17 protein-coding genes, 1 pseudogene and 1 riboswitch are annotated in these 17836 nt (G+C 69.2%); of the genes and pseudogenes, 5 read left to right on the top strand and 13 right to left on the bottom strand.

What is annotated here, in order from left to right:
* Positions 1 to 649: pseudogene (locus CR470_RS25105) on the bottom strand (NYN domain-containing protein); the annotation flags it as partial.
* A gap of 38 nt (positions 650 to 687) precedes the next feature.
* Entirely contained in the window at positions 688 to 930 is a 243-nt protein-coding gene (locus CR470_RS25100; protein ID WP_015608051.1) for a hypothetical protein, read from the bottom strand.
* Between the two features lie 194 nt (positions 931 to 1124).
* On the opposite strand from CR470_RS25100, the gene CR470_RS25095 reads away from it, so the two are divergent.
* Positions 1125 to 1880, top strand: coding sequence for a rhomboid family intramembrane serine protease (locus CR470_RS25095; protein ID WP_097869806.1), 756 nt, complete (start codon positions 1125 to 1127; stop codon positions 1878 to 1880).
* Positions 1877 to 2158, top strand: a complete 282-nt coding sequence (locus tag CR470_RS25090; protein WP_097869805.1) for an Lrp/AsnC family transcriptional regulator — start codon at positions 1877 to 1879, stop codon at positions 2156 to 2158. The genes CR470_RS25095 and CR470_RS25090 overlap by 4 nt, the downstream gene beginning before the upstream one ends.
* Before the next feature lie 76 nt (positions 2159 to 2234).
* Here the strand turns inward: CR470_RS25090 and CR470_RS25085 are convergent, their stop codons facing one another.
* The 6 genes from CR470_RS25085 to ctaE all read right to left on the bottom strand — a co-directional run bounded on the left by CR470_RS25085 (position 2235) and on the right by ctaE (position 9380).
* Entirely contained in the window at positions 2235 to 3614 is a 1380-nt protein-coding gene (locus CR470_RS25085) for an aminotransferase class V-fold PLP-dependent enzyme (protein WP_097869804.1), read from the bottom strand.
* Between the two features lie 173 nt (positions 3615 to 3787).
* A riboswitch (SAM riboswitch) is annotated at positions 3788 to 3905 on the bottom strand.
* Positions 3906 to 4010: 105 nt separating this feature from the next.
* Positions 4011 to 5075, bottom strand: a complete 1065-nt coding sequence (trpD, locus tag CR470_RS25080; RefSeq protein WP_097869803.1) for an anthranilate phosphoribosyltransferase — start codon at positions 5073 to 5075, stop codon at positions 4011 to 4013.
* A gap of 123 nt (positions 5076 to 5198) precedes the next feature.
* Positions 5199 to 6848: a cytochrome bc1 complex cytochrome b subunit gene (gene qcrB, locus CR470_RS25075; protein WP_097869802.1), complete on the bottom strand. Its 1650-nt coding sequence runs from the start codon at positions 6846 to 6848 to the stop codon at positions 5199 to 5201.
* Positions 6845 to 7897: a cytochrome bc1 complex Rieske iron-sulfur subunit gene (gene qcrA, locus CR470_RS25070; protein ID WP_097869801.1), complete on the bottom strand. Its 1053-nt coding sequence runs from the start codon at positions 7895 to 7897 to the stop codon at positions 6845 to 6847. The genes qcrB and qcrA overlap by 4 nt, the downstream gene beginning before the upstream one ends.
* Positions 7894 to 8703, bottom strand: a complete 810-nt coding sequence (qcrC, locus tag CR470_RS25065; protein WP_097869800.1) for a cytochrome bc1 complex diheme cytochrome c subunit — start codon at positions 8701 to 8703, stop codon at positions 7894 to 7896. Before qcrC ends, qcrA begins: the two co-directional genes overlap by 4 nt.
* 56 nt (positions 8704 to 8759) lie before the next feature.
* The gene (gene ctaE / locus CR470_RS25060; protein ID WP_003969635.1) at positions 8760 to 9380 is read right to left on the bottom strand and encodes an aa3-type cytochrome oxidase subunit III; all 621 of its coding nucleotides are present in this window, start codon (positions 9378 to 9380) and stop codon (positions 8760 to 8762) included.
* A gap of 199 nt (positions 9381 to 9579) precedes the next feature.
* Here ctaE and CR470_RS25055 point away from each other — a divergent pair, with 199 nt between their 5' ends.
* Positions 9580 to 9981, top strand: coding sequence for a response regulator transcription factor (locus tag CR470_RS25055; protein WP_097869799.1), 402 nt, complete (start codon positions 9580 to 9582; stop codon positions 9979 to 9981).
* A 58-nt stretch (positions 9982 to 10039) separates the two neighbouring features.
* On the opposite strand, the gene CR470_RS25050 is transcribed toward CR470_RS25055, so the two are convergent.
* The 4 genes from CR470_RS25050 to ctaC form a co-directional block, all read right to left on the bottom strand.
* The gene (locus tag CR470_RS25050; protein ID WP_097869807.1) at positions 10040 to 11293 is read right to left on the bottom strand and encodes a L,D-transpeptidase; all 1254 of its coding nucleotides are present in this window, start codon (positions 11291 to 11293) and stop codon (positions 10040 to 10042) included.
* 141 nt (positions 11294 to 11434) lie between these two features.
* Positions 11435 to 11833, bottom strand: a complete 399-nt coding sequence (locus CR470_RS25045) for a cytochrome c oxidase subunit 4 (RefSeq protein ID WP_007451224.1) — start codon at positions 11831 to 11833, stop codon at positions 11435 to 11437.
* Complete coding sequence (ctaD, locus tag CR470_RS25040; RefSeq protein ID WP_097869798.1) at positions 11830 to 13566, bottom strand: aa3-type cytochrome oxidase subunit I; 1737 nt, start codon at positions 13564 to 13566, stop codon at positions 11830 to 11832. Before ctaD ends, CR470_RS25045 begins: the two co-directional genes overlap by 4 nt.
* Entirely contained in the window at positions 13563 to 14531 is a 969-nt protein-coding gene (gene ctaC, locus CR470_RS25035) for an aa3-type cytochrome oxidase subunit II (protein WP_097869797.1), read from the bottom strand. Before ctaC ends, ctaD begins: the two co-directional genes overlap by 4 nt.
* Positions 14532 to 14804: 273 nt before the next feature.
* On the opposite strand from ctaC, the gene CR470_RS25030 reads away from it, so the two are divergent.
* Positions 14805 to 16187, top strand: coding sequence for a cysteine desulfurase/sulfurtransferase TusA family protein (locus CR470_RS25030; RefSeq protein WP_097869796.1), 1383 nt, complete (start codon positions 14805 to 14807; stop codon positions 16185 to 16187).
* On the opposite strand, the gene CR470_RS25025 is transcribed toward CR470_RS25030, so the two are convergent.
* The gene (locus tag CR470_RS25025; protein ID WP_097869795.1) at positions 16188 to 17162 is read right to left on the bottom strand and encodes a carbohydrate kinase family protein; all 975 of its coding nucleotides are present in this window, start codon (positions 17160 to 17162) and stop codon (positions 16188 to 16190) included.
* Between the two features lie 156 nt (positions 17163 to 17318).
* Here CR470_RS25025 and CR470_RS25020 point away from each other — a divergent pair, with 156 nt between their 5' ends.
* Positions 17319 to 17516, top strand: a complete 198-nt coding sequence (locus CR470_RS25020) for a hypothetical protein (protein WP_097869794.1) — start codon at positions 17319 to 17321, stop codon at positions 17514 to 17516.
* Positions 17517 to 17836 lie beyond the last annotated feature (320 nt).

The following is a 17836-nucleotide window of genomic DNA, read 5'->3' as shown; positions in this document are numbered from 1 at the left end:
GCTCAGAGATGTGTATAAGAGACAGGCGCAGGGCCGCCTCGCCGCGCTTCACCTCGCTGAGGGCGCTGCGCAGCTTGCGGTGCAGCGACTCGGCCTCCTTGCGGGCCGCCTCCAGCTCGGTGCGCAGCCGCTCGGTCTCGGCGCGGGTGTGGGCACGGGCCCGCTCCAGCTCCTCGCGCAGGTGCTCCAGTTCGCGCCGGGTCTCCTCGTCGGCCCGTTCCGCGTCGGCGCGCTGGACCTCCTCGCCGGCCGATTCGACCAGCTTGACCCAGCCCACCGGGCGCAGCACGTAGGCGGCCGCGGCCACATCGAGGGGATCGGCGGCGGCGGGCGGCGAGCCGGCTTCCAGCGCGCCGGTCAGCTCGGGCTGGGACTGGCCGAGCCGCTCACCGATGCGCTGCCGGAAGAGGGCGTCGCTCTCCAGCGCGGCGGCCATCGCGTTTCCCGCGAACTTCGCCCGCCGGGTCGGGGTGAACCGGGCGTACTGTCGTAGCTGGGCGGGCAGTTCGGCGACGGTCAGTCCACCGAAGGCGTCCGCGACCAGCGCGACGACCCGCCGTCGCACACCCTCGGGCAGCGGACGGCCGAGCGCCTCTGCACCGCCGTCGGCCTCATCGGCCGGTCCGGCGCCGCTGGTCGGCTGATCCACCGTCCGTCACCCCATAGATGTGTGATGGGTGCGCTCCCTCAGGAAGCGGCACCCGGCCTGTCCACCAGTTCGATCTGGTCCACCGCGTTGCACCAACGGCAGCGGACCGACTCGATGGTCTCACTGACGACCTCCCGCTCCTCGACACTCGACTCACCGGCCAGGTCGAGGTGCACGTACTCCACGACCTTGGAGGAGCGGGTCACGTCGAAGCGCGTGAGATTGCCGCACAGCGTGCAGCGCCAGCGCGTCCCGTCCGTCGGCAGGGGAACCGTCGTCATCGTTGCGTCCTCTTTCGTCGTCTCCAGGAGCCCGCGCCGGGCGCGCCGCCGCGACTCCGCCTGTCTACGTCAAGGATCTCGCGGTGCGCCGTCGAACTGCGGAAGTCCTGGCGTAACCCTACGGCCTCGCGTACGGGCACCGGCACGGCGAGGCGCTCCGTCCCGGTCCCCCACCGGTACGTCATGCTCTGTACATGATCGAGTGGCGGCAGGCCGACTGGCGGACCACGGCCCGGAGGATCCGGGAGGCGGCGGCGTCGAGCGGCGCCCCGGTCACCTACGGACTGATCGGCGCCTGCGGCGTGATCTTCCTGATCAGCCCGCTCTCCGGGTTCGGCGGTGCCGCCCACCGGAGCGAGGACGCGCTGCTCGCCGCTCAGGCGGGGTATTTCGAGCGGTGGGGGGTGATCCCCGCCGAGCTGTGGGAGGGGTCGGCGCACGCGCTGATCACACCGTTCACGGCGCTGTTCGTGCACGGCAGCTGGCTGCACCTGCTGGGGAACCTGCTGTTCCTGTACGTGTTCGGCGCGATGGCCGAGGAGCGCATGGGCCGGGTGCGGTTCGCCCTGTTCTACCTGGGCTGCGGCTATGTGGCCCTGGTCTGCTACGCGGCGGCGCACGCCGACTCCGAGCAGACGCTGGTCGGGGCGTCGGGGGCGATCTCCGCGGTGCTCGGGGCGTTCCTGTACCTGTTCCCCAGGACCCGGGTGACCAGCCTGTTCCCGTTTCTCTTCTTCCTGCCGCTGCGCTTCCCCGCCTGGATCGTGCTGGCCTTCTGGTTCGGGCTCCAGTGGGCGGCGGCGCAGGGGGCGGGCAGCGGTCCCGGGGTGGCGTATCTGGCGCATGTGGCGGGCTTCGCGGCCGGGTTCCTCTACGCCTGGGGACGTTATGGGCGTACGGCTAGAGTGAAGGTTCCAGCCACGGCCACCGAGGGAGACAGCCAGCCGTGATCACCGCGATCGTGCTCATCAAGACCAGCGTGGACCGGATTCCGGAGATCGCCGAGGCCATCGCCGCGCTGGACAGCGTCAGCGAGGTCTTCTCCGTCACCGGCAGCCACGACCTGATCGCCATGGTCCGGGTCGCCAAGCACGACGACCTCGCCGATGTCATCCCCGGCCGGATCAGCAAGATCCCGGGCGTCGAGGGCACCGACACCCACGTGGCGTTCCGTACGTACTCCCAGCACGACCTGGAAGCGGCCTTCTCCATCGGCCTCGACGTGTAGGCGCCCCGGCGACGCGCCTCGGCCGGGGACAGGCAGCGCGCCTGTCCCCGGCCGAGGTGTTTCATCAGGACGTGTCTCAGAGCTGGGCGGCTTCGCCTCGGTCCGGGACGCAGCGGCCGTCCTCGGTCCGGTAGTTCCACCGGGCTCCCTCGCGGACCAGCTCGGAGACCGCGCGCAGGAATCGGTCGATGTGCTCGTCGGGCGTACCGGCGCCGAAGCTGACGCGGATCGCGTTGAGCGAGCGTTCGCCCGGCTCCGCCTCCGGCGCGCCGCACTCGCCCGGGTCCTGCGGGTCGCTGCCGAGCAGGGTGCGCACCAGCGGGTGGGCACAGAAGAGGCCGTCGCGCACGCCGATGCCGTACTCGGCGGAGAGGGCGGCGGCGAAGTGCGAGCTGTTCCAGCCGCGCACCACGAAGGAGATGACGCCGACCCGGGGGGCGTCGTCGCCGAACAGCGAGAGCACCCGCACCTCGGGCACCTCGGCGAGCCCCTCGCGGACCCGGCTCACCAGCTCCTGCTCCCGGGCGACCAGGCCCTCGAAGCCCGCCTCGGTCAGGGCCTTGCAGGCGGAGGCGATGGAGTAGACGCCGATGACGTTGGGCGAACCGGCCTCGTGGCGGGCGGCCGTGGTGTGCCAGTCGACGTCCACGCCACCGTCGGCGCGCCGGGCGACCGTACGGGACGCGCCGCCGCCGGCGAGGTACGGCTCGGCGGCCCGGAGCCAGTCGGCGCGGCCGGCCAGGACCCCCGAGCCGAAGGGCGCGTACAGCTTGTGGCCGGAGAACGCGACCCAGTCGACGTCCAGTTCGGCGATGTCCACGGGGTGGTGCGGGGCCAGCTGGGCGGCGTCGAGGACGATACGGGCGCCGTGCGCGTGGGCGGCGGCGGCCAGTTCCCTCACCGGCCACAGCTCGCCGGTCACGTTGGACGCGCCGGTGACGCAGACGAGGGCGGGGCCGTAGGGGTCGCGGTCGGCGAGCGCGCGCTCCAGGGTCTCGACGGCCTGGGCCGGGGTGCGGGGCGCGTCGAGATAGGTGACCCGGGCGTCGCGCCAGGGCAGCAGGGACGCGTGGTGCTCGGTCTCGTAGACGAAGACCTGGCAGTCGGCGGGGAGCGCGGCGGCCAGCAGGTTGAGGGAGTCGGTCGTGGAGCGGGTGAAGACCACCTGGTCCTCCGCGCGGCAGCCGAGGAACTCCGCGACCGTACGGCGGCTGTTCTCGAAGAGGTCGGTGGAGAGCTGCGAGAGGTAGCCGGCGCCCCGGTGGACGCTGCCGTAGTACGGGGCGTACGCGGCGACGTCGTCCCAGACCCGCTGCAGGGCCGGGGCGCTGGCGGCGTAGTCGAGCGCGGCGTAGGTGACCTCACCGCCGGTGACGAGCGGGACGGTGACGTTCTGCCCCAGAACGGGCAGCGGGGCACAAACCGACGAGTCGAGGGCAGCGGTGGGGACAGACATGGCGAACTCCCGTAACAGGCAGGCGAAATCCATGCGCCGGCAGTACGCGGCAGCGCAGGGGGAAGAAAAAGGGTGCGCGGAAGGAGGGCGTTCAGCCCTAGCGCATTCGCTTGCTCACAGAAGGCTCCCTAGGGACCAGGACCCCGGGGGCTGGCATCCGCTGGATGCCGAGGGGCCCGCGCTTGCCGCAGACCTCGCTGCCTGCGGCCTGGTCTTCACCCGGGGCACCCCGCCACGGACGGAGGGTTGCCGGACAGCGGGCCGGGGCCGTAGTCGCTGTCACTCATGACCTGCGCAGCATCTTGCCATACGTGCGTACACGCGCAAGGGCGCAGTCCGGCATCCGGACTGCGCCCCGCGTCACACCGTGTACCCCGGAGACGTCTCCGCGGCGCGTCAGGCGTTGCTGGCGGCCACCCAGCGCTCCAGGGCCCGCTTGGCGGCTCCGGAGTCGATGGCCTCGGCCGCGACGAGGATCTTCGCCGCGAGCTGTTCGGTCAGCGTGCCGGGACCCGGGTCCAGGGCGACCAGGGCCGCCGCCGAGTTGAGCAGCACCGCCTCCCGTACCGCGCCGCCCTCGCCGTCCAGCAGGCGACGGGCCACATCGGCGTTGTACGAGGCGTCGGCGCCGCGCAGCGCCTCGACGGGGACGATGGGCAGCCCGACGTCGCGCGGGTCGAAGGGCTCCTCGCGGACCGCGCCGTCGCGGACCACCCAGACCCGGGAGGTGGCGGTGGTGGTCAGCTCGTCGAGCCCGTCGTCGCCGCGGAAGACCAGCGCGGAGTTGCCCCGGTCGGCGAGGACGCCCGCGACGATGGGCGCCATCCGGGCGTCGGCGACGCCGACCGCCTGGGCGCGGACCTGGGCCGGGTTGGTGAGGGGGCCCAGGATGTTGAACGTGGTCTGCGCGCCGAGTTCCTTGCGGGCCTTGGCGGCGTACCGCAGGGCGGGGTGGAACTTCACGGCGAAGCAGAAGGTGATGCCCGCCGCTTCGGCGACCTCGACGACCCGCTGCGGGGTCAGCTCCAGGTTGACGCCGAGCTTCTCCAGCACGTCGGAGGAGCCGCTCGCGGAGGAAGCGGCCCGGTTGCCGTGCTTGACGACCTTCGCGCCGGTGCCGGCGATGACGATCGCGGACATGGTCGAGATGTTGACCGTCCTGGCGAGGTCGCCGCCGGTGCCGACGATGTCGACGGTGCGGCCCGGCACATGGATGGTGTTGGCGTGGGCGTACATCGCCCGGACCAGACCGGTGACCTCGTCGACGGTCTCGCCCTTGGCCCGCAGCGCGACGGCGAACCCGGCGATCTGAGCGTCGGTGGCCTCGCCGCTCATGATGCGGTCCATGGCCCAGGCGGTCTCCTCGGAACTGAGGTTCTCGCCGCGCAGGAGGGGGTTCAGGAGGCCGGGCCAGGACCGGTCCGCCACGCTGTCGCCGCCGCTCGGGGTCACCACGTTCATGGTCCGCTCCAGGGTCCACAGCCGGTCAGGAAAGTTGGCTCCACCCTATCCAGCCGAGGGGACCGCGAAGAGCCCCGTCCATCGAATGGACGGGGCTCTCACGGTGGCGACCGTTTCAGGTGATCAGTGGTGGCTGTGGCTCTCGCTGATCTCCTTGTACTCCTCCGGGGTCGCCTTGGGGATCTGGTTCCCGTCGGCGAAGTACCCCTTGCTGAGCTTGGCGCGCAGCTTCTGCACCGGGGAGATCTTGCGCTTGACGCCGTTCTCGTCGACCGCGGGGCCGAGTTCGAGCGGCTGGTACTGCTCGTGCGCCGTGAGCGTGTGCAGCTGCTCGGGGCTGAGCGGCTCGTGGATCTCGACGAACTCACCGTGCGGCAGGCGCTTGATGATGCCGGTCTCGCGACCGTGCAGCACCTTCTCCCGGTCGCGGCGCTGGAGGCCGAGGCAGATCCGCTTGGTGACGATGAACGCGATGACCGGTCCGACGAAGAAGAAGATCCGGACGAACCAGGTGATGGCGTTGATCGACAGGTGGAAGTGCGTGGCCCACAGGTCGTTTCCACCGCCGACGAGGCCGATGAAGTACGCCGTGATCCAGGCGACGCCGAAGCCCGTACGGGTCGGGGCGTTGCGCGGACGGTCCAGGATGTGGTGCTCGCGCTTGTCGCCGGTGATCCAGGACTCGATGAACGGGTACACCGCGATCGCGGTGAGGACCACGCCGAAGCCGACCAGCGGGATGAACACGCCCAGGGCGAGCGTGTGGCCCCACAGGTTGATCTCCCAGCCCGGCATCACACGGACCAGGCCCTCGGCGAAGCCCATGTACCAGTCGGGCTGGGCGCCGGTGGACACCTGGTCGACCCGGTACGGACCGAGCGCCCAGATCGGGTTGATCGTGGCGATGGCCGAGATGGCCGCGATGACGCCGAAGACGAGGAAGAAGAACCCTCCGGCCTTCGCCATGTACACGGGCAGCAGCGGCATGCCGACGACGTTCTTGTTGGTCCGGCCGGGACCCGCGAACTGCGTGTGCTTGTGGTAGAAGACCAGGATCAGGTGCGCCACCAGCAGGCCGAGCATGATGCCCGGCAGCAGCAGGATGTGGATCGAGTAGAACCGGGCCACGAAGTCGTGGCCGGGGAACTCGCCGCCGAACAGGAACATCGAGATGTACGTACCGACGATCGGCACGGACAGGATCGCGCCCTGGGTGAAGCGGACACCCGTACCGGAGAGCAGGTCGTCCGGGAGGGAGTAGCCGGTGAACCCGGTGAACATGCCGAGCACGAACAGCAGGAAGCCGAAGAGCCAGTTGATCTCGCGCGGCTTGCGGAACGCGCCCGTGAAGAAGACGCGCATCATGTGCACGAACATGGCGGCCAGGAAGATCAGCGCGGCCCAGTGGTGGATCTGCCGTACGAGCAGACCACCGCGGACCTCGAAGCTGATCTTCAGGGTCGAGGCGTAGGCCTCGGACATCCGGATGCCCTGCATGGGCTCGTACGGACCGTGGTAGACGATCTCGCCCATGCTCGGCTGGAAGAACAGCGTCAGATACACACCCGTGAGGATGATGATGATGAAGCTGTAGAGCGCGACCTCACCGAGCATGAAGGACCAGTGGTCCGGGAAGATCTTGCGCATGTTGGCCTTGGCGAGGCCGTAGATGCCCAGTCGGCCGTCCGCCCAGTCGGCCACCCGCTCGCCGGCCGGAGCCTTGCGCCCGCTCGCCGGTCCGGCGGCGGAGGGGTTCTTCGGTGCAGTACTCATCCGCGCTCCCAGAAGGCAGCACCGACGGGCTCGTCGAAGTCGCCGAGCGCCTCGAGGTTGCCCTCGCTGTTGACACCGATCCGCAGCTGCGGAAGGGCGTGGCCGGCCGGACCGAAGATGACGCGAGCGCCGTCGGAGAGGTCGAAGGTGGACTGGTGGCACGGGCAGAGCACGTGGTGGGTCTGCTGCTCGTACAGGCTGATCGGGCAGCCGACGTGGGTGCAGATCTTGGAGAACGCGACGATGCCCTCGTGGGCCCAGTCACGCTGGCGCTTGTCCTTGATGTCGTCCGGCTCGATACGGACGATCATCAGGGCCGCCTTGCCCATCTGCGTCTGGAAGTCGTGCGACTCCGGGTCGAGCCCCTCGGGCATGGCGAAGGCCAGCGACCCGACGGTGATGTGCTCGGGGCGCAGCGGCTTCATCGTGTTCATGTTGATGAGCTGCTTGCCCTCGGCCCACAGGGTGGTCCGGAGCTTCTTCTCCGGCAGCGGACCGAGGTCGCGCAGCAGGACCACACCGGAGAGCGGCACCAGGGCCAGCGCGCCGAACATGGTGTTGCGGATCAGCTTGCGCCGGCCGATCGCGGACTCCTCGGCGCCTGCCTTGAAGTCGGCCAGGACCTGAGCCTTGACCTCGGGCGGGGCCTCGATCGGGTGGCGGTCGGCGGCGACCTCGACGTCGGACATCAGGGTGCGCGCCCAGTGGACGGCACCCGCGCCGATGAAGAAGAGCGCCGCGCCCAGGGTGAGACCCAGGGAGAAGTTGAGCGCGCTCACGTGGCCGAAGGGCCAGATGTAGACGATCTTGTCCACCGGGAAGATGACGTAGGAGGCGATGAAGCCCACCGTCGCCAGCATCGAGAGGGTGAACATGAACGCGACGGCGCGTTCCGAGCGGTTCGCGGCGCGTTCGTCGAGGTCCTGGATGCGCGGCTGGTGGGCCGGCAGTCCCGGGTCGGCGAACGGGTCGTCGTGACGCTCCACCGCGCCGTGCGCGGTCTCCTGCACCACGGGCAGGTTGTCTTCTGGAATCTGTTGGCTACTCATGACTTCTTGGCCTTAGCGGTGTGGGCCGCGACCCAAACGGCGACTGCGACGAGCGCGCCGAGTCCGAAGATCCACGCGAACAGACCTTCGCTGACCGGACCGAGACCGCCGAGGGCCAGGCCGCCGGGGCTCTCCGTCTCGTCACCGTTCACGGTCTCGATGTACGCGATGATGTCCTTCTTCTCCTGCTCCGGCATCGTCGTGTCGGGGAAGGAGGGCATGCTCTGCGGGCCGGTCTGCATGGCCTCGTAGATGTGCTTCGCGCTCACGCCTTCGAGGTCAGGTGCGTACTTGCCCTCCGTCAGGGCTCCGCCCTTACCGGTGAAGTTGTGGCACTGGGCACAGTTGGTGCGGAACAGTTCGCCACCGTTGGCGACGTCCGCGCCCGCGGGGTCGACCTGCTTGTCGGTCGGCGTGATGGGACCGGCGCCGAGCGACGCGACGTACGCCGCGAGCTGGTCGATCTCCGCCTGGGTGTAGATGACCTTCTTCTTCGGTACCTGGGCGCCCGGCTGCTGCGCGGGCATACGGCCCGTACCGACCTGGAAGTCGACGGCGGCGGAGCCCACGCCCACGAGGGACGGCCCGTCGGTGGTGCCCTGACCGCCGGTTCCGTGGCAGCTGGCGCAGCCTACGGAGTAGAGCTTCTTGCCCTCTTCGATGGCGAGGGACTGGGCGGTTTCATCGGCCTGCGCCTTGCCCGCAGGCGCAAACGCGGCGTACAGCCCCCCGGTAGCCGCCAGCGCGAGGAGTAGTACGACGACCGCCGCCAGCGGATGGCGTCGTCGTGCGGAGAGCTTTTTCACGGATTACCCCGGTGTCAGGATCTTCTGCGTCGATGGTGGGCGGGTGCGAGTCCCGGTTACTTGATCATGTAGATCGTTGCGAACAGGCCGATCCATACGACATCGACGAAGTGCCAGTAGTAGGACACGACGATGGCGGCGGTGGCCTGATCGTGGGTGAACCTCTTGGCCGCGTACGTTCTGCCGAGGACCAGCAGGAAGGCGATGAGACCGCCTGTCACGTGCAGACCGTGGAAGCCGGTGGTCAGGTAGAACACCGAGCCGTACGGGTCGGACGAGAGGGAGAGCCCCGCGTCCTTGACCAGCTCGGTGTACTCCAGGACCTGGCCGCCGATGAAGATCGCACCCATCACGAACGTGATGATGAACCAGGTGCGGAGCTTCTTCACATCGCCCCGCTCGGCGGCGAAGACGCCGAGCTGGCAGGTGAGTGAGGAGAGCACCAGGATCGTGGTGTTCGTCGCCGAGAACGGGAAGTTCAGATGATCGGACATCTCCTTCCAGTAATCGGGTCCCATCACCGATCGCAGGGTGAAGTACATCGCGAAGAGGGCCGCGAAGAACATCAGCTCGGAACTCAACCAGATGATGGTTCCGACGCTGGTGAGGTTCGGCCGATTGACCGACGGGTGCGCGTGCCCGGTTTCTACTGTCGTTGCTGTCGCCACGACCGACATTATGTCGGTCGCTTATCCCGCCCTCACCCCGGGGGGTGCCGTTCGGTGTGTCCGTACCGTCTGCAGGGGTCGCACCCTGCGCCGAACGGCCCATCGGAACGTCGTCATTACCGGTGCTGACGACCGGTCGGGCGGAGTACGATCCGCGCATCGGTTCATGCCCCGAGAGCCCCGACGACGTCGATGTCACGGAGGAACAATGCAGGCGACCGCCACGGTCCTGGTCTACAGCGACGACGCCAACATCCGCGAGCAGGTGAGGCTGGCAGCCGGTCGCAGGCCTGCCGCGGACGTCCCACCGGTGGAGTTCCTGGAGTGCGCGACGCTCCCTGCCGTCCTCAAGGCGCTGGACGACGGCGGCGTCGACGTCTGTGTGCTGGACGGGGAGACGGCTCCCATCGGCGGCATGGGCGTCTGCCGCCAGATCAAGGACGAGATCTTCCGCTGCCCGCCGGTGCTCCTGCTGATCGGCCGCCCGCAGGACGCGTGGCTGGCCACCTGGAGCCGGGCGGAGGCCGCCGTGACGCTCCCGGTCGACCCGGTGGAGTTCGCCGACGCGCTGGCGGCGCTGCTGCGCCGCCGGCTCGCCGTGGGGGCCTGAGGGGCTCCTGTGGCCCGCTGAGGGACGTTCCGCGCCGCGAGGCACTCCTGGCCCGGGGTCAGACGTGGGGACGCAGCCGGGCGGCCTGGAGCGTCTGCGGGCTGTCGGGCGCCCCCTCGTGGAGGGCGCTGCCCTTCTGCCACTTCTCCCAGGAGAGGTTCCAGTCGCCGAACCCGTTGCCGAACGGGTCCATGTCCTCGCCCTCGCTGCCGACGACCTTGACGATGTCGCCCTCGCGCACCGTGTCGAAGAACCATTCGGCGTTGCCGGTGCTCATGCCGGTGCAACCGTGGCTGACGTTGGCGTTGCCCTGGGAGCCGGTGGACCAGGGGGCGGCGTGGACGTACTCGCCGCTCCAGGTCACCCGGGTGGCCCAGTAGACCGGCAGGTCGTACGACTCCGAGGAACCGGCGGCGATGCCGATGCTCTCCCCGCGCATACGGACGAACTGCTCCTTGGCGAGCACCACCTTGACCCCGTTGCGGGTGGAGAAGCCGGGCTTGCCGGTGGTGACCGGAATGGTATTGATCACTTCTCCGTTGCGGTACACCGTCAGGGTGTGGTCCGCGGCGTCGGTGACGGCCTCGATCCGGTCGCCGGTGGCGAGCTTCAGGGGCTTGGCCTCGGCTCCGTAGAGCGCGTTGGTCACCTTGATGCCCGCCAGGTTGGAACGGACCTCGATCGAGGCGTTCGCGGGCCAGTACTCCTTCGGGCGGTAGTGCAGCTTCTTGTCGTCGACCCAGTACCAGGACCCGGTGACCGCCGGGGTGGAGCGGACCTTCAGGGCGCGCTCGACGGTGGCCCTGGCCGCCTTGTCGGTGATCGGAGCGCTGAGTTCCGCCGTGATGGGCTGCCCGACGCCGTAGGTGCCCGCCTCCGGGCCGAAGGCGACCTTCAGCAACTTCTTGGGCGAGGAGGTGTCGAAGGAGAGCGTACGGACGCCTGGGGCGCCGTCGCTGTTCTCCGTGGCGACCCTGACGGTGTATCCGGTGCCGGCCGCGAGCGGGGCGGTGGAGCGCCAGCGTTTCCCGTCGGCGGAGAGCTCTCCCGCGAGGTGGCGGCCGCCGGTGTCCACGGCGCTGACGTCGGTGATGCGCCCGTCGTCGCCCTTGACGGTGACTTCCAGGGGCTTGTCGGGATCGGCCTTCTCCTCCTTGGAGGGGCCGTTGAAGGAGACCTGGTCGCCCGCGTCGTAGGGCCTCGTGGAGAGCGGGTGGCCGTCGGGCGAGCCACAGGCGGTCGCACCCGCGGCGAGGGTCACGACCAGCAGGGTGCAGCTCACAACGGTGCGGATGCGCGGCGTGTGGTTCATGCCGTCCACGCTAAGAAGATTCATCCGTTCCAGCGCGTTCAGTGACTGCAAACGAGCGAAGGGCCCGCGTCGCTGTCGGCGATGCGGGCCCTTCGTGGTGTAACGCGTGTCACCGGCGGCGCGGTGTCACGGGGTGCGGTGTCACTGGGTGCGGTTCTCGCCCCGGTAGTACTCGAAGACCCAGCCGAAGAGGCCGATCAGGAGGAGGGGGGCGGAGAAGTACAGCAGCCACCAGCCGAAGACGACGCCCATGAAGGCGAAGGCTCCGCCGACCGCCAGGGAGAGCGGCTGCCAGCTGTGCGGGGAGAAGAACCCCAGCTCGCCCGCCTCGTCGGCGACGTCCGCTTCCTTGTTGTCCTGGGCCATGGCGTCGACCCGGTTGGCCGTGAAGGCCAGGTAGAAGCCGATCATGATGGACAGCCCGAAGGCCAGGAAGAGGGCCGTGGTGCCGACCGGCTCCTTCGACCACACGCCGTACACGACGGCCATGGCGAGGATGAAGACGCTCAGCCAGATGAACATCTGTCCCTGGATCTTCACTTGCCTGCCTCCTTGCCGCCGGCGAGGGCCTTGTCCGACTCGGAGAGGTGATCGAGCTGTTCGAGCGCCGTGATCTCCGGGTGGTGCAGGTCGAACGCCGGGGATTCGGAACGGATCCGCGGCAGCGTGAGGAAGTTGTGCCGCGGCGGCGGGCAGGAGGTCGCCCACTCCAGCGAACGGCCGTAACCCCACGGGTCGTCGACCTCGATCTTCTTGCCGTACTTCGCGGTCTTCCAGACGTTGTAGAAGAACGGCAGCATCGACAGGCCGAGGAGGAACGAGGAGATCGTCGAGATCGTGTTCAGCGCGGTGAAGCCGTCGGCGTCGAGATAGTCCGCGTAACGACGGGGCATGCCCTCGGCGCCGAGCCAGTGCTGCACCAGGAACGTGCCGTGGAATCCCACGAACAGCGTCCAGAACGTGATCTTGCCGAGCCGCTCGTCCAGCATCTTGCCGGTGAACTTCGGCCACCAGAAGTGGAATCCGGAGAACATCGCGAAGACCACGGTGCCGAAGATGACGTAGTGGAAGTGCGCGACGACGAAGTACGAGTCCGAGACGTGGAAGTCCATCGGGGGCGAGGCGAGGATGACGCCGGTCAGACCACCGAAGGTGAAGGTGATCAGGAAGCCGACGGCCCAGAGCATCGGTGTCTCGAAGGACAACGATCCCTTCCACATCGTGCCGATCCAGTTGAAGAACTTCACGCCTGTTGGCACGGCGATGAGGAACGTCATGAAGGAGAAGAACGGCAACAGCACGCCGCCCGTGACGTACATGTGGTGGGCCCACACCGTCACGGAAAGGCCGGCGATGGCGATCGTCGCGGAGATCAGACCGATGTAGCCGAACATCGGCTTGCGGCTGAATACCGGGATGACCTCGGAAATGATTCCGAAGAACGGCAACGCGATGATGTACACCTCTGGATGGCCGAAGAACCAGAAGAGGTGTTGCCAGAGCAATGCGCCGCCGTTGGCGGAGTCGAAGATATGCGCACCGAATTTTCGGTCCGCCTCCAGCGCGAAGAGCGCCGCGGCGAGGACGGGGAAGGCCAGCAGGACCAGGACACCGGTCAGCAGGACGTTCCACGTGAAGATCGGCATGCGGAACATCGTCATGCCGGGTGCGCGCATGCAGATGATCGTGGTGATGAAGTTGACCGAGCCGAGGATCGTGCCGAAGCCCGAGAAGGCCAGGCCCATGATCCACATGTCGGCGCCGACGCCCGGCGAACGGACCGCGTCCGAGAGCGGGGAGTAGGCGAACCAGCCGAAGTCGGCCGCACCCTGCGGGGTGAGGAAGCCGGCCACCGCGATGAGCGAGCCGAAGAGGTACAGCCAGTACGCGAACATGTTCAGCCGCGGGAACGCCACGTCGGGCGCGCCGATCTGCAGCGGCATGATCCAGTTGGCGAATCCGGCGAACAGCGGCGTCGCGAACATCAGCAGCATGATCGTGCCGTGCATCGTGAACGCCTGGTTGAACTGCTCGTTCGACATGATCTGCGTACCCGGACGGGCCAGCTCGGCGCGCATGAAGAGCGCCATGAGTCCGCCGATGCAGAAGAACACGAACGACGTGACCAGGTAGAGCGTACCGATCGTCTTGTGGTCAGTGGTGGTCAGCCACGTCACGACGATGTTTCCCGGCTGCTTGCGCCGCACGGGCAGCTCGTCCTCGTACGAGTCGTCTGCCGGAGCGGCACCCTGAGGTTCGTTGAGGATGCTCACAGTTGGTTCTTCTCCGCATTCCTGGCCGGGTCCGTCTGCGCGATGCCTGCCGGCACGTAGCCCGTCTGACCCTTCTCAGCCAGCTCCTTGAGGTGCTGCTGGTAACGCTCCGGGGAGACGACCTTGACGTTGAAGAGCATCCGGGAGTGGTCGGCGCCACAGAGCTCGGCGCACTTGCCCATGAAGGTGCCCTCCCGGTTGGGAGTGACCTCGAACGCGTTGGTGTGGCCCGGGATGACGTCCTGCTTCATGAGGAACGGCACCACCCAGAAGGAGTGGATGACGTCACGCGAAGTGAGGACGAAACGGACCTTCTCACCCTTCGGCAGCCACAGGGTCGGGCCCGGGTTGCCGTTCTGCGGATTGCGGGTCCCGGGGATGCCCACGTCGTGGACGCCGCCGGCGCCCTCGGGGAAGTCCTTGCGGAACCGGTCGGGGATGGCGTCGAGTTCCTTGGGGATCTCGGGGCCCGCAGCGGGCTGGCCATCCACCTTCTCGATGTAGTTGAAGCCCCAGCTCCACTGGAAGCCGACCACGTTGATGGTGTGGGCGGGCTTCTCGGAGAGCTCGAGGAGCTTCGACTCATCTCGCGCGGTGAAGTAGAAGAGCACCGAGACGATGATGAGGGGAACCACTGTGTACAACGCCTCGATGGGCATGTTGTACCTGGTCTGCGGAGGTACCTCCACCTTGGTCCGGCTACGCCGGTGGAAGAAGACGCTCCAGAGGATCAGCCCCCAGACAAGGACACCCGTGACGAGCGCTGCCGCCCACGAGCCTTGCCAGAGGGAGAGGATCCGAGGGGCCTCTTCCGTAACCGGAGTGGGCATTCCGAGGCGGGGGAAATCCTCCCAGTTGTATGAACAACCGGAGGCCGTCGCCAGGACCAGGCCCGCAGTCAGCACCTGCGGCAGCTTCCGCCGCATCGGGCGCCGCGACGAGCGGTCGGAGCCGTTGGGACTCACGTAGCGCCTTCCCGAGAGTCTCGCCCGCACGGTCGGCGCGCCCGTATGTCTCTGGTCGGTCGCCGGCCCTGACGCGGGCAGGGGTTTGGATGTTTATGCGGACCAAACCCTACTGGACGCTATTTGGGGTCGCGCGGGGAGGGTGCCCAACGCGCCGCCCGACACGCCCATGGGGTGGAATCCGGGGCTCCGGGCCCCATCTGACGGCCACTCGCCCGTCCGGGAGGAACGGGCCCCGGCGAGGTGGGGCCGGGTGCGGGCTAGCGTGGCGGGGTGCCCTACTTCGATGCCGCCTCCGCCGCCCCCCTGCACCCCGTCGCACGCCAGGCCCTGCTTGCCGCGCTCGACGAGGGCTGGGCCGATCCCGCCCGCCTGTACCGGGAGGGGCGCCGGGCCCGGCTGCTCCTGGACGCGGCCCGGGAGGCCGCCGCGGAGTCCGTCGGATGCCGCCCCGACGAACTGGTCTTCACCTCGTCCGGGACGACGGCGGTGCACGCGGGAATTGCCGGGGCTCTTTCGGGACGTCGGCGTGTCGGCCGCCATCTGGCCCTCTCGGCGGTCGAACACTCGTCGGTACTCCATTCGGCGGCGGCCCACGAGGCGGCGGGCGGCTCGTTCACCGAGGTCCCGGTGGACCGCGCGGGGGCGGTGGATCCGGCGGCGTACGGCCGGGCGCTGCGGGCGGACACCGCGCTGGCCTGCCTCCAGTCGGCCAACCACGAGGTGGGCACCGAGCAGCCGGTGGCGGAGGTCGCCGCGCTCTGCGCGGACGCCGGGGTGCCGCTGCTGGTGGACGCGGCCCAGTCGCTCGGCTGGGGTCCGGTCCCGGGCGGCTGGTCGCTGCTGACGGCGAGCGCGCACAAGTGGGGAGGTCCCGCCGGGGTCGGGCTGCTCGCGGTCCGCAAGGGGGTGCGTTTCGCGCCCCAGGGCCCTGCCGGGGAGCGGGAGTCGGGCCGGGCGGCGGGGTTCGAGAACCTGCCGGCGATCGTGGCGGCGGCGGCCTCGTTGCGCGCGGTACGGAGCGAGGCGGCGGCGGAGTCGGTGCGGCTGCGGGCCCTGGTGGACCGGATTCGGACCGTCGTGGCCGCGCGGGTGCCGGACGTCGAGGTGGTGGGCGATCCGGAGCGGCGGCTGCCGCATCTGGTCACCTTCTCCTGTCTCTATGTCGACGGGGAGACCCTGCTGCACGAGCTGGACCGGAGGGAGTTCTCCGTGTCGTCCGGCTCGTCCTGCACGAGCAGCACCCTGATTCCGAGCCATGTGCTGAAGGCGATGGGGGTGCTCTCGGAGGGGAACGTCCGGGTGTCGCTGCCGCCTGGCACGGCCGGGGCGGACGTGGACCGCTTCCTGGAGATCCTTCCGGGGGTGGTCGCCGAGGTACGGGAACGGCTCGGCGCCCCGGTCTCCGCGCCCCCCTCCCCCGGTCCCGCCGCGTCCCTGGTGGTCGACGCGCTGGGCCGGCGCTGCCCCATCCCGGTGATCGAGCTCGCAAAGGTGATCGGGGAGGTAGCGGTGGGCGCCACGGTGACGGTGCTCGCCGATGACGAGGCGGCGCGCCTGGACATCCCGGCCTGGTGCGAGATGCGGGGCCAGGAGTACGTGGGCGAGGAGCCGGCGGACCGCGGCTCGGCCTATGTGGTCCGCCGGCTCAGCTGATCACGCCAGGTGCTGGCGGACCTCGGCGGCGGCCTCGTGGCCGTACGCCTTGGTGAAGCGGTCCATGAAGTGGGTGCGGCGCAGGGTGTACTCCTGGGTGCCGACCGTCTCGATGACCAGGGTGGCGAGCATGCAGCCGACCTGGGCGGCGCGCTCCAGGCCGACGCCCCAGGCGAGGCCGGAGAGGAAACCGGCCCGGAAGGCGTCGCCGACGCCGGTGGGGTCGGCCTTGGTGTCCTCCTCAGGGCAGCCGACCTCGATGACCGGCTCGCCGACCCGCTCGATCCGGACACCGCGGGCGCCGAGGGTGGTGACGCGGTGGCCGACCTTGGCGAGGATCTCCTCGTCGCTCCAGCCGGTCTTGGACTCGATGAGCCCCTTCTCGTACTCGTTGGAGAAGAGGTAGGTGGCGCCGTCGAGGAGGATGCGGATCTCCTCGCCGTCCATCCGCGCGATCTGCTGCGAGAAGTCCGCGGCGAACGGGATGTTCCGGGAGCGGCACTCCTCGGTGTGGCGGAGCATCGCCTCGGGGTCGTCGGCTCCGATGGAGACGAGGTCGAGGCCGCCGACGCGGTCGGCGACGTTCTTCAGCTCGATGAGGCGGGCCTCGCTCATCGCGCCCGTGTAGAAGGAGCCGATCTGGTTGTGGTCGGCGTCGGTGGTGCAGACGAAGCGGGCGGTGTGCAGCACCTCGGAGATGCGGACCGAGCCGGTCTCGACGCCGTGCCGGTCGAGCCAGGCGCGGTACTCGTCGAAGTCCGCCCCTGCGGCGCCGACGAGGATCGGGCGGGTGCCGAGCAGGCCCATCCCGAAGCAGATGTTGGCGGCGACACCGCCCCGGCGGACATCGAGGTTGTCGACCAGGAAGGAGAGGGAGACCGTGTGCAGCTGATCCGCGACCAGCTGGTCGGCGAAGCGGCCGGGGAAGGTCATGAGGTGGTCAGTGGCGATCGAGCCGGTGACTGCAATACGCACGGGGAGGCTGCTCCTGCGGAAGGCGAAGGGCCGTGAGTGCGCCCTCCGGGACGACGTGACAGTTCACGCTACCGGGTGAGCCGAGGGCCCGGAAAAGGGAAAACTACCCGATAGTAGGGCTTTCTACCTGAGCTAAACCGTGGTTACGGTGCGGATATGTCGAAGCACACCGCACTGCCCGAGTCGGAATTGAGCCTGGCCGCCCTGCGCGGTGACTGCGCGCGGATGGCGCCGCACTGGACGGCGCCCGCGAAGAACGCCCCGGTCCCGGTGAAGCCGTCCCTGATCAACGGGGTGACGGTCCCGTCCTCGTCGGCGCGGCTGATCGACGCGATGTCCGAGTACGGCGACTGAGAACCGGCCGGGCAGGGCCGGACGACATCACTTTTCGGCCTTTCCGTGCGGGTTGTGGCGGGAACCTTACGGTGGCCCGTGTCCGGGCGGCCCCGGCCGCGGGAACCGCACGCTCCTCCGCTCCGTCCCACCGGTGTCCCCGTCCGGAGACACGCGGTAGGCACCGCGACGGCAACGCAGTCGAAGGAGCGATCCGGTGAGCACCGAGCGACCCGACAACGACGTGACCGGCCCCCGGCGGCGGCGTCCGCCGCTCGCGGTGGCCTCGGTGGCCGCGGCCGTGCTGCTGGCCGGGGGCGGCGGGGCCTACTGGGCCTGTC

The organism is Streptomyces sp. rh34, assembly GCF_002551245.1.
Taxonomy (GTDB): Bacteria; Actinomycetota; Actinomycetes; order Streptomycetales; family Streptomycetaceae; genus Streptomyces.
This window is presented reverse-complemented; position numbering and strand designations above follow the sequence as displayed.